The following is a 14,068-nucleotide window of genomic DNA, read 5'->3' as shown; positions in this document are numbered from 1 at the left end:
TCTACAACCTGTATGGAAAGCTGTTTTGACAATGCGCTTGCCGGAGTGCAGAATGTCCGTACACAGATAGGGGAATATGAAGAGGCACACAGCCATGCAGACATGTATCCCATCGATATGATGGTAGGTTATCTTCGCAGTATTATTGGTGGACAGTTAGGTGGCAGTAGTGCTACAATCAGTGCATATGATGCATCGGTTGTGAATGCAACAGAGTCCTTCCAACTGGCACAGATGATGGATGGAATGTTAAGTACATATCTCGAGCAGGTGAAGGACAGGGTAAACTCCTGTGAGGAGTTCTATGAACTGCAGCAACAGCAGTGGCAGGAATCTATCCGACTGAGAACAGAAGAAGGCATTGTGAAAACACTTGTCGGAGTCGGAACCATGATTCTGGGAGGAATGCTTGTCGTAGCAACCTGTGGTATGGCTCTTCCTTTAGTGGCTACAGTGGGAGTTGCAGCAATTGGATTAGGCACAGCTGCATATGGATGTGCAAATACAGTAGAAGGTGGTCAGGATGTTTATGCAGGAGTAACAGGAGACCCAAGAATGGTATCGGTTAATCCAATCCGTGATACAGTATTTGCCAGTAATCCGGACCTCTATTATTTAATAGGAAATGTATTGACAATCGCTGCTTCCCTGATACTGACCGGAGGAATGGCAGCAAATGCAGCAGTAAGTGCAGGAACATCCATAGGAAGGGCCGTAGTAACAGAGTATGCAAAGCAGGGACTGACGATGGCAGCCAGCAGCTATGTGGAAAAGAGCATGACAGAAGCAACCAACAGTCCACTGGCAGGCTTTGTAGTTGGCTCACTAACCGGAATAGCAACATATGGAACGCTCAGTGAGGCAGAGCTGGAAGTAGTAAATAACGTAAAAAGACCGCAGCAGTTGGGAAATGTAGGGGAGAGTGGTAGAAACACAGCAACGACAATAGATTATTCTTATAAATTTGATAGGGAATTAGCCAATTTTAATGATGGTTATGAAATAAGGACAACAGTAGATAAAGATTTAATATTAGTGCAGTATAGTTCTGACGCACCAGATGCATCCTTATGTTACTGGACAACGGTTGATGAAGCAAATGGAATTACAACATTGAATGATTATATGGATAAGTTGGCTTTATCAAAAGATTGGGGAAACAGAAATACTGTAAAAGTTGCGAGAATTCCTGCTGGAACGGAGGTTAAGTATGCTGTAGGAACTGCGAGAGAACAATTATTGATTGCAGACCCTAGACCAGGTGGTGGAGTTCAATATTTATTTAATCAATTTGATACAGATTGGATAACAGAGATTAGAAGTTTTTCAAATTAAAGGAGATTGCTATTATGGATAAAAGACAAGAATTATTAAAAAAATTGGAACTATTAGTACAAGAAATTGATAAAGCCAAGAAAATGGTAGATGATGAAAAAAGTCAATACTTAAATAATTATGAAAATAGAATTGAAGTCGTAATAAAAAAATTACGGGATGGTACATTACCTGCTTCTAAAGGTGGACTTATTGGTACAATGAGAGGGATTTCAGAATATGACAGTTTGGCATCTATAAAAGCGTTGTACGATGCGGCATCTGATGTGGATTTGTTTTATAGCAAAGAATGTCAAAAATGGTAATATATTATTTTAATTATGTCTCCACATAAGGACATCTGAAATCAAAACTGAACATTGTATTTTTAGACTTAAAATGCATTGTTTTCATAGCAATTGGTGCTGTGGAGATGATGTGTTTTTGCATTGAATAGCGGTATTTATATTATAAAAATCGGTCAAAAAAGCGGTAATTTAATTGGACATTTTCATCTTTTTTGCGGTAATTGAAAGGGTTGTAGTTCTGTGTATCCTAATCATTTTATCCAGACCAAAATGTCGGACAAAGTTTTCGTACAATGTAGGAAAGCCTTACAGTATCATTATTTCCGTTGATAAAGAAAAATATGCTTTCCGCAGAACTGATGTTTTGATAAAGCTGGGAAATCTCATATTCGATAGATTTGAGAAAAATGTATTAAAAATTGCCCTTCAATTTCGTTACGAGGTTTCCAGCAAAAAAATCCATTTATCTGTATCCATATCATAAACTATAGGCTTCATTGAGTTTGTTTTCCGTAACTGTCAGATGCTCAATGAAATCCGTAAGAATACCAGTGTTTTCAAGATTTAATTCGTAATTAAGTTTCACTTTCAGATGATTTATGAGCATTAGAGAAATAAAAACGCATAGGTCTCATAAACACAGACAATTACAAATAATACTGACAGTAGTTTCTATTACTGATAATAAAAACCAAATACTTTTAAGTATAATAAGTATTCCTGCATTCATACTGGTAGTAAGAAGGAAATCTTCCAGATACTTTCCCATAAGTGAAGTACCGTAGCCATAATCGGATAATCACTGCTTTTCACTGGTACGATATAATGGTTATAAGTTTGTTGATGAAGGGGGAATTTGGCATGCGGTTAGATAGTAGTTTTTATAATAAATATGTTGAGCTGTTTGACTCATATATGTGTAAAATATTTGGTACAGATATCGAAAAAACAGAAGCAATATGCAGTTTTGAAAACAGAGGTTTTTTTAGATTAGAATACAAGTATTATCCTCATAATTATAGAATTGTGATAGAAAATGATATAACACTATTTGATATATCAATTTTTGATGATGAACAAGCATCTAATTCTTTGCAGCGAATTTGTAAATTTAAAAATCATCTGAGTACAGAATGTATTGAAGAAGCAATTAATTTGCTAAAGGCTGTTTTGTTAAAAAATGAATTTAATTTTTATTTTTATAAAGATGGTAAGTTATACAGGAAGAATGCTGAGGGTATAAAAAGAGTCAAAGACATAAGGGAGTTATTAAATGGAGGAGAAAAGAGTTGTAAGTAAATATTTGGAATATAGAGAAAATGTACTGAAGTAAATTTGGAGGAGTTGATAAAATGCCATTAGAAGAGCAGTTCATTAAAAGAAATGGTGAGTTGCAACAGAAAGTAAAGGAAGAAATAGAAAAAGTAAAAGAGGGACAAAGTGAGAGAAATATAGTTCAGTTGCAAACTATATTGAGTGAACTTCAAACTAGTAGCAGACAGAAAAATATTATTTTGAGTTATCCTCGAATTATAATTGACTCATGGGATTATTCAGATTATTTAGGTATGGAGTTGGTGGAGTTGGCAGAATTATATAAAAAAATATAATCCTTGATATAGAAATATATTATTTGTATAAAAGGATCCGGATATGGGGAAATATCCCTGCGGAAGTTTCTTTGCACAAGCATATGATAGTCAAGATAGAGAAAATTTATTGAGTGGAGAAGGGGCGGATATATATATCAAAAATTGTCTGCGTATAGTAGCCAAAGGATTAGTTAGTAAATTTAGACGGTAAACAGGTACAAGTAGATGTATTAAGAATTGATTTTAATATCACGCCTCCATTTCATTGGAACGCTAAAAATCAAAAGATATGTTAAGTAGGATAATTTTTAAACGCATTGTTTCCATAGCACTTGGTGCTATGGAAGCAATGCGTTTCTTGTAGTTTACGCGAGTAGCAAGATGGCAGATTACACAAAAAAGGAAAAACTGCTTTGATGTTCAGAGAAAACTGTTTCGACTTTTATTCGACCAGATTAAATTAAGTTTAAAATGATATAGAAATTAATCATCTGCTAATTTTAGAAAAAGTATGCTGAAATGCCCGGAAAATAAGGAAAAATGAAAAATCAGGAGAGAAAAAAAGAGGAACAGATAAAGGGAAAATGAGGTCGAATATTTTTGGTTGACATTTACGAAAAAAAGAGAAAAAATCTATACGACAAAGACAAAAGAAAAGGGAGAGAGGATATGAAACGGAAGAAAGTAATAACTGTTCTTTTGTGCATTACGCTGCTGGGAACAAGCGGTTTTACCGGATATCGAATCGGTAAGATAAATGGAAACACTACATTACAGACAGGTAATACAGCAGTAGAAAGAACAGTGGAGTCACAGGGAGTGGCAGTGGTGAATCTGGATACCGGCATATCGGATGGTAATACACAAGTCTATTATGGGGAGCAGATCATAAATTTTCCAAATGATAATTTCATATATACCTCATTAGAAGATGCCAGAAATGGAATAGAAGAAGGGCGATATGGTGCTTATATTATAATTCCATCAGATTTTTCGGAAAATGTTGAAAGCTTAAATACAGTTCCGGCGGCATCGCAGTTACAGTATGCAGTCAGTGAAGATGTATCAGCAGATGCAAGAGAAGAACTTTTAGGTGATGTCCTTCAGTTTGGAGAACAACTGAACAGTCAGATGACATATATGTATCTATGTAACATAATGGATGAATTTCATGCGGCGCAGGATGAATCTGCAATGGTTATGAATAATGACATTACAGATAAAGAAGCAATACAGGGAATACAGGCATCTGATTTGGTAAGCATGGTTCCAGTTCCGGAATTAAAACAGCAGGAAGACACTACAATACCGTTAGATATTTCGGATTATACAGAGGAAAATGCGCAGTTGATTCAGGCAGTAGACAGTGCATATCGGGAAAATCTGTCAGATGCTTCTGCACAGTTAAGTGATTTGCGAACAGCAGGAAATGAACTGGTCAGTTCCTTAAAAGAAATATCAGAAGGCGTAGGAGAAATCAATTTACTTTCGGATGCAGACGGGCAACTTTTATATCGGGATGGGATTCGAAATCTGCAGGATACATTGCTTGCATATAACGGAGAAAAGACTGCTGAACAAAACAGCCGTCTTGCCCAGATTGCACAGATTCAAAATGTGACAGAACAACTGGATACGAATTTGCAGCAATGCATTGAAAACTATAATCAGAGAATTGAAGCAGCAGGAATACAGAACCTGAATTCCTATGGCAGAGAAATGAAGGCTCAGCTGCCGAAACTGCAATGGAAGGAAGCAGAGACAGAAGATGGAACAGTAGCATATGAACTGACCTGCAGTCAGGTAGAAGGAATGGAAGAACCGCCGGTTATTACCATTGCACTGGAACAGAATGCAATTGAAGAAAATGTAAAGAACAAGAATTATATCGACAAAATATTAAAGGCATTTCTGCTGCCGGAAGATTCAGATGGCGGGGACGGAGAAGAGGATAAAACCGGAGAAGACAAAACAGAAGAAGGCAAAACAGAAGAAGGAGAGAAAAACGAACCGGAATCAGGCGAAGGCGAAGATACTGGAGAAGAACCGGAAGCAGCGGTTACGGTAGAAAAAATATTTGAACAGTGTGATGCAGATACAGAAATCATGGAATTTCTGACAGAACAGGGGTATGCCTCTACAAAGGAATTTTTAAAGGCATATCTGGATGGAGAAGTGCCGGTTGCACAGACAGAGACGCAGCTAAAGGTAACGGGAGATGTGGATGCATTGGGAGAATATCTTAAGGCATCACTGGAACAGATTACGACAGAAGATTATACATTACCGGTATTTGAGGGAAGCTGGCAGACCGGGGATGGCAGCAGGATGGGATTTCGTGATTTGCTGAGAGACACCGGGCTTTTATGTGATGCGATGCAGACAGATGTGGCGGCACAGAAGAATGTTGATGTGGATGGCATTACGGGTCTGGTTCAGAGTGGTTGTATACAGCCATTGGCAGACCGCACAGATTTCGTGAAAAAGGAGATAGAAAATAGCCAGAAAGAAGAACAGGATGCAGTTAATTCTTATCAAAGAAGCGTAAATGGATTTCATCCAAGACAGGATACCACAGTGATGAATGACAGCGTGAGCAGCATGAGAGAAAATGCTGCACTTATGCAGCAGGAAATCAACACCAGCAATCAGTCTTATGTGGATTATGCAGATAAATTGTATCAGACTACTTCAGAAAATATATTGACATTGCAGCAGCACATGGAAGAAGCGAAAGAAACTTCCAATCAGGCAGTTACAGATGCATTGGCTTCGGCAAAGGAAGTGAAGAATACTACAAGCAGTCAGAATCAGACGGCATTGGCAGATTTTGCAGCAAAGCTTCCCTATACAAGAGTAGGAAGCATGGAATATACACAGGTATATGAATTTGTGGCACAACCAACGCAGATGCTGCAGGTCAGCGATTACCAGCGTTTAAAGGATGAGGTGGATCATACCGTATCACAGAAAAGTGTTACCGGCAGCAGGGAACAACAGAAGAGTTCACGTTGGGTGGAATATCTTTTATATGGAATATTAGGAATTCTGGCGGTGGGAATATTAGGAAGCTATGCCAGAAGTTATCACAGAAGAATCAAGGAACAGAGCAACCCGTCGAAAGACGTTGCAATATAAAGTAAAGGAGACAAAAGAAATGGCAGATGTAAACAACATCCGGATTAGTCCGGAGCAGATGGAGACAAAGGCAAATGAATTTGATGCAAGATGTGAGGAATTCCAGCAGGTAGTAAGTACCATGCGTAATATGGTTTCTACACTTTGCGATGAATGGGCAGGACAGAGCAGTCAGGCATTTTATGATCAGTTCAGTTCCTTAGAGCCTAGCTTTTCTGCAACTGCAGAATTAATTACATCCATTGCACAGCAGTTACGTGATGTATCTACATCTATGCAGAACATTGACCGTGAAATTGCCGGAAAGATTGGAGTAATGTAATAGAGAATCGGAAAGCCACATCCTGTGACTTTCCGATTCTTCTATCCCTTAAGACCATACTTTTGTCAGAAACAGGAGAAGTAAAGTGACAGATAATTCTAAAATAGAGATTAATCCTTCGGTACTGCAGAACCGGTCGCAGACCTATCAGTCGCTGACGGATGTAAACGGAGCAGATGTATTTACGGATGATTATGAAGAAAAAGTAAAAGATTACCAGCAGAAGGAACAACGCAGCTATGAGGATACAAAGGAACAGGTATTTATAAAGAAAATGGATGAAAATGCCGGAAAAGAAGAGGCTGTAAAAGAACAATTATTTTTAACAACAGGAAGTCAGCAGCTGCAGCAGCAGGCAGAAGTAACCGCATCATTGGATGCGTATTGGATTCCGGCATGCGGAATTCTGCTGGCAGTGGGAATTCTGCTGTTGCTGCAATATCGGAAGAGAAGACAGGGAAGGTGGAAGAAAAATGTTGCTCACACTTACAATTATGAATCGTGAAGGAAGCTGGCAGGAAGATATACAGGTTAATCCACAGCAGAAAATAATAGATACCATGCTTATTTTAAAGGAAGCGGGAAAACTGCCACAGGAAGAGGTACAAGAAATGAAATCTGAACGCAGGGGAAGATTTCTGGACATGAATAAGAACTATGAACAGCAGAGTATTTATGATGGAGATATTCTCTGCATACAGTAGAGGCAGACAGAGGACAGAAGAAAATAAGATACGGGAGAGAAAAGATGGAAGAAAGAATAAAGAAATCAGCATTACAGGCGGAAGGCATATTTGATTATCAGAAATTAATGTATCCGGATACAGGTCTTATTGCAGTGAAAATAGAGGAAGAAGGGGAGGAACTGCTTTTAACCTATAATCTGGAAGCACTGACACCGATGACAGAGATACGAAAAGAAGATATTACCACAAGACTGGCGGTATTGGAAAATATAGAATTACTGGCAGCATGCCGGAAATCATATTACTTTACATTAGAGCCGGAAAATCTTTATTACGACAGGAATCATCTGGTCTATGTAAAACAGAGAGATATCTGCGGGGAAGACAGAGAATATGATGAACAGAAATGGATGGAAGAATATAAAGCACTCATTGGCTATGCATTACAGAAACAGTACAGTTATGCGGATTATGTACAGGGAGGAATGCAGCTTTTAAAGGGTGGCATACTGCAAAAGGTACGGCAGGTGGAATCCGTAGAAGAGCTGGTCAGACTGTTGGAACAGCGTAAGCAGGAGATAGAGACAGAACGGTCTGTGAAAATGATTTTTCTGAACCGAAGACGGTATCGTACATTGCAGGCATCGTTTGTTGTGGTATTGCTGTTGGCAATAGTACTGGCGGTCTATGCATTGGTTGATTTCATCCGTACTGAGCCATATAAGGATGCAGTAATTGCGGCAGAAAATGCCTATATTTCCGCTGATTATGTATCCTGTGTGGATGCTATGCAGGAAATATCGGTAAAAGATATGGATATATATCAGAAATATATTCTTGCCAATTCCTATGTGAGAAGTGAGAATCTGACACAGCAGCAGAAAGAGAATATTATAAGCAATCTTTCTTTAAAGGAGACGCCAGCCAGATTGGAGTACTGGATATATCTTGGAAGAAATGACATTTCAGAGGCAATTGATATTGCCATGCAGCAGTCCGATGATGAAATGCTGCTTTATGCTTATATGAAACAGAAATCCATGATAGAGACAGACAGCAGTCTCAGTGGAGAAGAGAAAACACAGGAGCTGGAGAAAATTGCACAGAAGATGCAGCCATTGATGGAAAAATACGATACCGAGGAAGAATAGCATGAAGAGAAGCTTTCAGAGAACAGAGAATTTTACAATAGACGGAAAAAATGGAAATCTTGGAATTGAAGGATTTCCGGCAAGGCTATGGGTCAGGAATGATGAGGTAACAATAGAAGGTTATGAGAACATATACTGGAACGGAAGGGAAGCCGCCTGTAAAGGAAAGATAAACAATGGAGATGAATTAAGCTTTTCCCGGGGAAAAATTATCTTCCTGGAAAAAAGTGTACAGGTGGAATGCGAAGATACGGTGAATATCAATACCGATGGATTATTGGAACTGGAAGAAAAAGAAATTCCATTTGAAGGATATCCGAAGTATAAACGTTCTCCTCGAATCATTAAAAGAATACCGGATTTGGAAATTAGTCTGACCAGCCCAAAAGAACAGCAGAATGGAAAGAAAGAGAGTCTGGTACAACTTATTGTGCCGCCTCTTGTGATGCTGTGTGTGACAGTAGGAATCAGTATTTTAATGAAGCGTGGTTTATATGTGCTGATGTCAGCAGCAGGCACAGTGATGACAACAATATTTACGGTGGTTAAATATATAACAGACCGTAAGGAAGGTCAGGAGAATAAAAGGCTCCGGGAGAAAACATATCGGGAATATCTGTTAAAGAAAAGAAAGGAAATATATGCAGCATATCAGAATGAAGAAGAGGCAAATCACTATAATTATCCGGAGGTAAAGGAGCTTGCCCGGATGGTTGGGCAGTACAGTCCAAGAATCTATGAGAGAAGCTCTAATGATGATGATTTCCTGAATGTATCTTTGGGACAGGTAATGGCAGATTGTCATTTCCGTATTCGCCTTTCTACGGATGAATTAAAGGATAAACCGGATGAGCTGGAACTGGAAGCACAGGAATTGAAGCGGGAATTTTCAAAGATGAAACAGCCTGTTGTAGTAGATTTAAAGAAAGCACATCTGGGACTGGTGGGAGAGAAAAGCGTTATTCATGAGCAATTGAAATTACTTGTGGCGCAGCTTACTTTTTTTCAGAGTTATCATGACCTTGAAATCGTAACAATTTATAATAACAGATTTGATGCTGATTTCCAGTGGATGCGTTGGTATCCACATTTACGGATACATGCGGTAAATGTAGTGGGAACTGTAAATTCAGAGCGGAAGAGAGACCAGATTCTTGGAAGCCTGCATCAGATGATTAAGAACCGGAAAAACAAATTAGAAGAAAGTAAGAAGGAAAGCCGTTTTCTGCCGCATCTTATATTTATTATAGATGAGCCAAAGTTAATTATGGACCATTCTATTATGGAATATCTGGATAAAGAAGGGGATAACCTTGGATTTTCTATTATTTACACCACAAATATGAGAGCAAATCTGCCTGAGAATATCGGTACAATAGTTATGCTTCATAATTCCGGTCAGGCAACACTTCTGATGGAAGAGAAGGAAGAGAAAAATCTTTCCTTTGAATTGTCAGATACCAGCGGTATAAATTTGGAATGGATGGCAAGAAATTTAAGTACACTGGAGCATATGCAGGGAATCAGTGCACAGATACCGGAGAGTATTACATTTTTTGAAATGTATCAGGTGGAGCATCCGGAGGAACTGGATATTGCAAAACGATGGAAGAAAAATCATGCAGCAAAGTCCCTGGCTGTTCCGCTTGGGGTAAGAGCCAAGGAAGATTATGTCAATCTTAATCTGCATGAAAAAGCCCATGGTCCCCATGGACTTGTAGCAGGAACGACAGGTTCCGGTAAATCGGAAATTATCCAGTCTTATATACTGTCTCTGGCAGTCAATTATCATCCGTATGAGGTGGCATTTTTACTGATTGATTATAAAGGTGGTGGAATGGCAGGATTATTCCGGAATCTGCCGCATCTGCTGGGAACAATCACCAATCTGGATGGAGCACAGAGTATGCGTGCCATGGCATCAATTAAGAGTGAACTGGCAAGAAGACAGAAAATATTCAGCAGCTATGATGTGAATCATATCAATGCATATCATAAGCTGTTCCAGAATGGAGAGGCAAAGGAACCACTGCCGCATTTATTCATTATCAGTGATGAGTTTGCAGAGCTGAAAAAGGAACAGCCGGATTTTATGACGGAACTGGTATCGGCGGCGCGAATCGGACGAAGCCTTGGTGTGCATCTGATACTGGCAACACAGAAACCAACCGGAGTTGTAGATGACCAGATCTGGACAAACTCCAAGTTTAAACTGGCACTTATGGTACAGAATGAGGCAGACAGTAAAGAAATATTAAAGACACCGGATGCCGCCAATATTACAATCCCCGGAAGAGCTTATCTTCAGGTTGGAAATAATGAAATCTATGAATTATTCCAGTCGGCATGGAGTGGAGCTTCTTATGTAAGTGAAAAGGAAGAGGAAAAAGTAGATGACAGAGTTTATCTGGTGAATGACCTTGGACAGGGTGAACTGATAAATGAAGATTTAAGTGATGAACATGCTTCCGGCGGCAATATGATGACGCAGCTGGATGCTACGGTAGATTATATCCACAGAGTATATGAGGCAATGGATACCGTGGAAGTAAAACGGCCGTGGATGCCACCGTTGCCGGAACAGATTGTATCGGACCAGCAGGCAGAGAAAGGAAATGCATTAAATCTGATTGCACGGATTGGAAAGATAGATATTCCGGAAGAACAGCAGCAGGTGGAGTACCAGCTTGATTTTGCCACAGACGGAAATCTCTTATATATTGCTTCCGCAGGTTATGGAAAAACAGCATTTCTTACAACCGTGTTGTTGTCACTGGCAATGCATAACCGGGTAGAGAATCTGAACTTCTATATATTGGATTTTGGAAACAGTGGATTGATTCCATTGAACCGCCTGCATCATACGGCAGACTATATCAGTTTTGATGATACAGAACGATTCCGTAAATTCTGCAATCTTATACAGGCAGAGATAAAACGGCGTAAAAAATTACTGGCAGAACGGATGGTACAGAATTTTGAAGTATACAATCAGGTGGCAGAAAAGACATTAAAAGCAATAGTAATTGCTATTGACAATTATGATGTGGTCAAAGAACTGGGATATGAAGCGGAAGAATTTTTCCAGAAATTATCCAGAGATGGTACCGGACTTGGCATATATATGGCAGCAACAGCAACACGAAGTAATGCCATGAAGTATTCTACATATAACAATTTTAAGAATAAAGTGGCAGGTTATCTTTTCGATGAATCAGACTTGCATGTAATTGTGGGACGAAGTTCTTATTCACAGTCAGAGATAAAGGGACGGACACTTATAAAATACAATGGACTGGTAAGTGTCATGCAGGTCTATGTCATGACTGCATTTACAGATGAACTGGAGTATAACCAGGGTATAGAAGCCTGTATTGAGCAGATAAATGCATGCTATCCGGATACTGTAGCACCGAGAATCCCGGTATTGCCGGATGAGTTAAATATCAGAACATTTATGGAAATGATAAAGAAACAGCATACAGCAGAAGAAAACGCTGCAGAGAAGGCAATCTGGCTGGGACTGAATAAAGAGAGTGTATTGCCGGAATGTATTCCGGCAGGTCTTACAACACCATTTGTAATTCTGGGTGAGACTGCAAGAGGAAAGACGAATGCATTAAAGGTTATTTTAGAACAGATAACAGGAAGAGGAAAAGTATATTTATTAGACTCGAAAGATATGGAACTATATCATTACAGGTCCGGAGATGAGATTCATTATATCGGAGCAGATGGAATAGATGCGTTTCTTATGGAACTGGGGGGACTGGTGACTGCACGAAATCAGCAGCTGCAGCAGAAGATGAAGGAACATCCGGAACAGTTACCACGCCGTCTGGTTCAGGAACTGGATGCATGTTATGTCGTGGTAGATGAGTGGGATGACTTTGTAGAGGCAACGAAATTAAAAGCTGTATTGTTGGCACCGATATTGAGTGGGGCATTGTCCAGTGGAATCCGATTTATTCTTACAGCCAATTCCGGTAAATTAAAAGGATTTGATGAGATTACCAAATTTGCAAAAGCAACTACGGATGGTCTGCTGGTGGGCAACCCTGGTTCTACAGGAATTTTTGGAACAGTTGCAGCAAAGGAATTGCCGCAGTTAAGTGATGGTCTGCTTTTCCATAATGGAGCATATGTGCGTATCCGCATACCGAAATGTGAAGACAGAGAAGAATAAAGAAAAATAAGCAGGAGGATAAAAAGATGGAACAGGAAAATATAGAGTTTTTGCCGTTAGGAAGTATTGTGCAGCTTAAAGGTGGCGTAAAGAAAATTATGATTATAGCAAGAGGTGCATTTGCAGTAGTCAAAGGTGAAAAAAGATATTTTGATTATGGAGCGTGTACCTATCCGGAAGGGGTTATAGGAGATGCACTGTTATATTTTCAGCATAAGGATATTCAGAAAATAGTATATCGCGGTTATGAGGATGAAGACGAGAAGCTGATGCAGGAAAATATTAAAAACAATCTGAGTGTGCTGCAGGAGCAGCTGCTGAAGAAAGAACAGGAAGCATAAGAAGGCGTCGGAGAGATGAGGAGGAAAGGATAAATGTCGAAGACGAAGAAAAGCTCTTCCGGCAGTAAAGGAAGTTCAACAACAAAGAAGAGTACAACCAGTACAGCGGAGATTAATCAGGTAAAACAGCAGTTAAACACAGTAAAGAGCAGTTTGCAGTTAGAAAGCAGCAGTCTGGCTCCCATGGAGGGGACACTTAATACATTAAAGGAACTGAAAACGAGACTTGAGACAGCCATAGATACGCTGAGAAACCAGAAGGATGGTATTGAGGATAAATATACATTAGACAGTGGCTGGCGTGGAGATTTATATAATGCATCAATTTCTGCCTCCAGTGCATTGAAAACAGAATACGGAAATGTCTGTACCAATCTGGGATATGATCTGGATGCACTTTGTGATGAGATTACAAGAAGAGAGAATGAAATCTACAATAAGAATGAGTATATCGGCAAGCTGCAGAGCAGTTGGAACAGTCTTTGCAACTGGCTGGAAAAACATACTAATTAGGAGGGCATCATTATGCTGATAAAATTAGATACCAATGTTTATACATCAAAGGTACATTCTTTTTCGACGGTATCCGGTGAGGTAGAAGGAAAGCAGCTTACAGTTCCGGATTTAAATGTATCAATGGATGCCATGACAGCGTACCGGGCAGGCTTTTCACAGTTAATTGGTCTGATGAGTTATTATCAGAGCCTCCTGACGCAGGATGCCGGGAAGCTTCTCACACTGCGTGATGAACTGGTTGATGCAGAAGCTTCTTTGATGAAAATGATAAAGACAAAATAGGGGGAGTGGAGAAAGTTATGGGATTTCAGGTAAAGTATGAAGAAATTACCAGCATTCGGGAACTGATTCTGGCACAGCTTGACCGGTGGATAGAGCAGATAGATGCGGTAAGAAGCAGTATTGTAGAGATTGCTGCCATGTCGGAGATGCACGGAGAGGCAGCAGAGCATGTGAGAAGCTATATGTGGGATTATCATATGAATCTTGCAAATATGATAAAAGATACGATAGA

Annotated in this window: 14 protein-coding genes; all 14 read left to right on the top strand. The window is 39.4% G+C overall.

What is annotated here, in order from left to right; genetic code table 11:
- Nucleotides 1-1,335 (top strand): hypothetical protein (locus tag DXB43_RS15200; protein WP_158566003.1); only part of this gene is annotated, 1,335 nt, incomplete at its 5' end.
- A gap of 14 nt (nucleotides 1,336-1,349) precedes the next feature.
- Nucleotides 1,350-1,640, top strand: a complete 291-nt coding sequence (locus DXB43_RS14635; RefSeq protein ID WP_117699367.1) for a hypothetical protein — start codon at nucleotides 1,350-1,352, stop codon at nucleotides 1,638-1,640.
- An 843-nt stretch (nucleotides 1,641-2,483) separates the two neighbouring features.
- Nucleotides 2,484-2,921: a hypothetical protein gene (locus tag DXB43_RS14625; protein ID WP_117842355.1), complete on the top strand. Its 438-nt coding sequence runs from the start codon at nucleotides 2,484-2,486 to the stop codon at nucleotides 2,919-2,921.
- Between the two features lie 53 nt (nucleotides 2,922-2,974).
- On the top strand, nucleotides 2,975-3,232 hold the full coding sequence (locus DXB43_RS14620; RefSeq protein ID WP_117699196.1) for a hypothetical protein: 258 nt from the start codon (nucleotides 2,975-2,977) through the stop codon (nucleotides 3,230-3,232).
- A gap of 651 nt (nucleotides 3,233-3,883) precedes the next feature.
- Nucleotides 3,884-6,352 carry a hypothetical protein gene (locus tag DXB43_RS14615; RefSeq protein ID WP_117699195.1) on the top strand — a complete coding sequence of 823 codons (2,469 nt, stop codon included), beginning with the start codon at nucleotides 3,884-3,886 and terminating at the stop codon, nucleotides 6,350-6,352.
- 19 nt (nucleotides 6,353-6,371) lie between these two features.
- Nucleotides 6,372-6,674 carry a WXG100 family type VII secretion target gene (locus DXB43_RS14610; RefSeq protein WP_158552129.1) on the top strand — a complete coding sequence of 101 codons (303 nt, stop codon included), beginning with the start codon at nucleotides 6,372-6,374 and terminating at the stop codon, nucleotides 6,672-6,674.
- A gap of 85 nt (nucleotides 6,675-6,759) precedes the next feature.
- Nucleotides 6,760-7,179: a type VII secretion EssA family protein gene (locus DXB43_RS14605; RefSeq protein WP_117842353.1), complete on the top strand. Its 420-nt coding sequence runs from the start codon at nucleotides 6,760-6,762 to the stop codon at nucleotides 7,177-7,179.
- The gene (locus tag DXB43_RS14600) at nucleotides 7,148-7,378 is read left to right on the top strand and encodes a hypothetical protein (protein WP_147326062.1); all 231 of its coding nucleotides are present in this window, start codon (nucleotides 7,148-7,150) and stop codon (nucleotides 7,376-7,378) included. The genes DXB43_RS14605 and DXB43_RS14600 overlap by 32 nt, the downstream gene beginning before the upstream one ends.
- 44 nt (nucleotides 7,379-7,422) lie before the next feature.
- The gene (locus DXB43_RS14595) at nucleotides 7,423-8,511 is read left to right on the top strand and encodes a type VII secretion protein EssB/YukC (RefSeq protein ID WP_117699191.1); all 1,089 of its coding nucleotides are present in this window, start codon (nucleotides 7,423-7,425) and stop codon (nucleotides 8,509-8,511) included.
- 1 nt (nucleotide 8,512) lies between these two features.
- Nucleotides 8,513-12,697, top strand: coding sequence for a type VII secretion protein EssC (essC, locus tag DXB43_RS14590; RefSeq protein ID WP_117842352.1), 4,185 nt, complete (start codon nucleotides 8,513-8,515; stop codon nucleotides 12,695-12,697).
- 26 nt (nucleotides 12,698-12,723) lie between these two features.
- A complete protein-coding gene (locus DXB43_RS14585; protein WP_117699189.1) occupies nucleotides 12,724-13,038 on the top strand; it encodes a DUF4176 domain-containing protein in 315 nt (104 codons plus the stop codon).
- A gap of 33 nt (nucleotides 13,039-13,071) precedes the next feature.
- Nucleotides 13,072-13,551, top strand: coding sequence for a YwqH-like family protein (locus tag DXB43_RS14580; RefSeq protein WP_117699188.1), 480 nt, complete (start codon nucleotides 13,072-13,074; stop codon nucleotides 13,549-13,551).
- Nucleotides 13,552-13,563: 12 nt separating this feature from the next.
- Nucleotides 13,564-13,836: a hypothetical protein gene (locus DXB43_RS14575; RefSeq protein WP_117901610.1), complete on the top strand. Its 273-nt coding sequence runs from the start codon at nucleotides 13,564-13,566 to the stop codon at nucleotides 13,834-13,836.
- A 17-nt stretch (nucleotides 13,837-13,853) separates the two neighbouring features.
- The coding region (locus DXB43_RS14570) for a T7SS effector LXG polymorphic toxin (protein ID WP_147343699.1) at nucleotides 13,854-14,068 on the top strand (215 nt) is incomplete at its 3' end.

It is taken from the genome of Roseburia sp. OM04-10BH, assembly GCF_003462605.1.
In the GTDB taxonomy this organism is placed as follows: Bacteria; Bacillota; Clostridia; order Lachnospirales; family Lachnospiraceae; genus Roseburia_C; species Roseburia_C amylophila.
This window is presented reverse-complemented; position numbering and strand designations above follow the sequence as displayed.

Coding starts and splice junctions, on each gene's coding strand:
- DXB43_RS14600 (WP_147326062.1), top strand. CDS start 7,148: ATGTTGCTCACACTTACAATTATGAATCGTGAAGGAAGCTGGCAGGAA.
- DXB43_RS14585 (WP_117699189.1), top strand. CDS start 12,724: ATGGAACAGGAAAATATAGAGTTTTTGCCGTTAGGAAGTATTGTGCAG.
- DXB43_RS14625 (WP_117842355.1), top strand. CDS start 2,484: ATGCGGTTAGATAGTAGTTTTTATAATAAATATGTTGAGCTGTTTGAC.
- DXB43_RS14575 (WP_117901610.1), top strand. CDS start 13,564: ATGCTGATAAAATTAGATACCAATGTTTATACATCAAAGGTACATTCT.
- DXB43_RS14610 (WP_158552129.1), top strand. CDS start 6,372: ATGGCAGATGTAAACAACATCCGGATTAGTCCGGAGCAGATGGAGACA.
- essC (WP_117842352.1), top strand. CDS start 8,513: ATGAAGAGAAGCTTTCAGAGAACAGAGAATTTTACAATAGACGGAAAA.
- DXB43_RS14615 (WP_117699195.1), top strand. CDS start 3,884: ATGAAACGGAAGAAAGTAATAACTGTTCTTTTGTGCATTACGCTGCTG.
- DXB43_RS14620 (WP_117699196.1), top strand. CDS start 2,975: ATGCCATTAGAAGAGCAGTTCATTAAAAGAAATGGTGAGTTGCAACAG.
- DXB43_RS14595 (WP_117699191.1), top strand. CDS start 7,423: ATGGAAGAAAGAATAAAGAAATCAGCATTACAGGCGGAAGGCATATTT.
- DXB43_RS14580 (WP_117699188.1), top strand. CDS start 13,072: ATGTCGAAGACGAAGAAAAGCTCTTCCGGCAGTAAAGGAAGTTCAACA.
- DXB43_RS14635 (WP_117699367.1), top strand. CDS start 1,350: ATGGATAAAAGACAAGAATTATTAAAAAAATTGGAACTATTAGTACAA.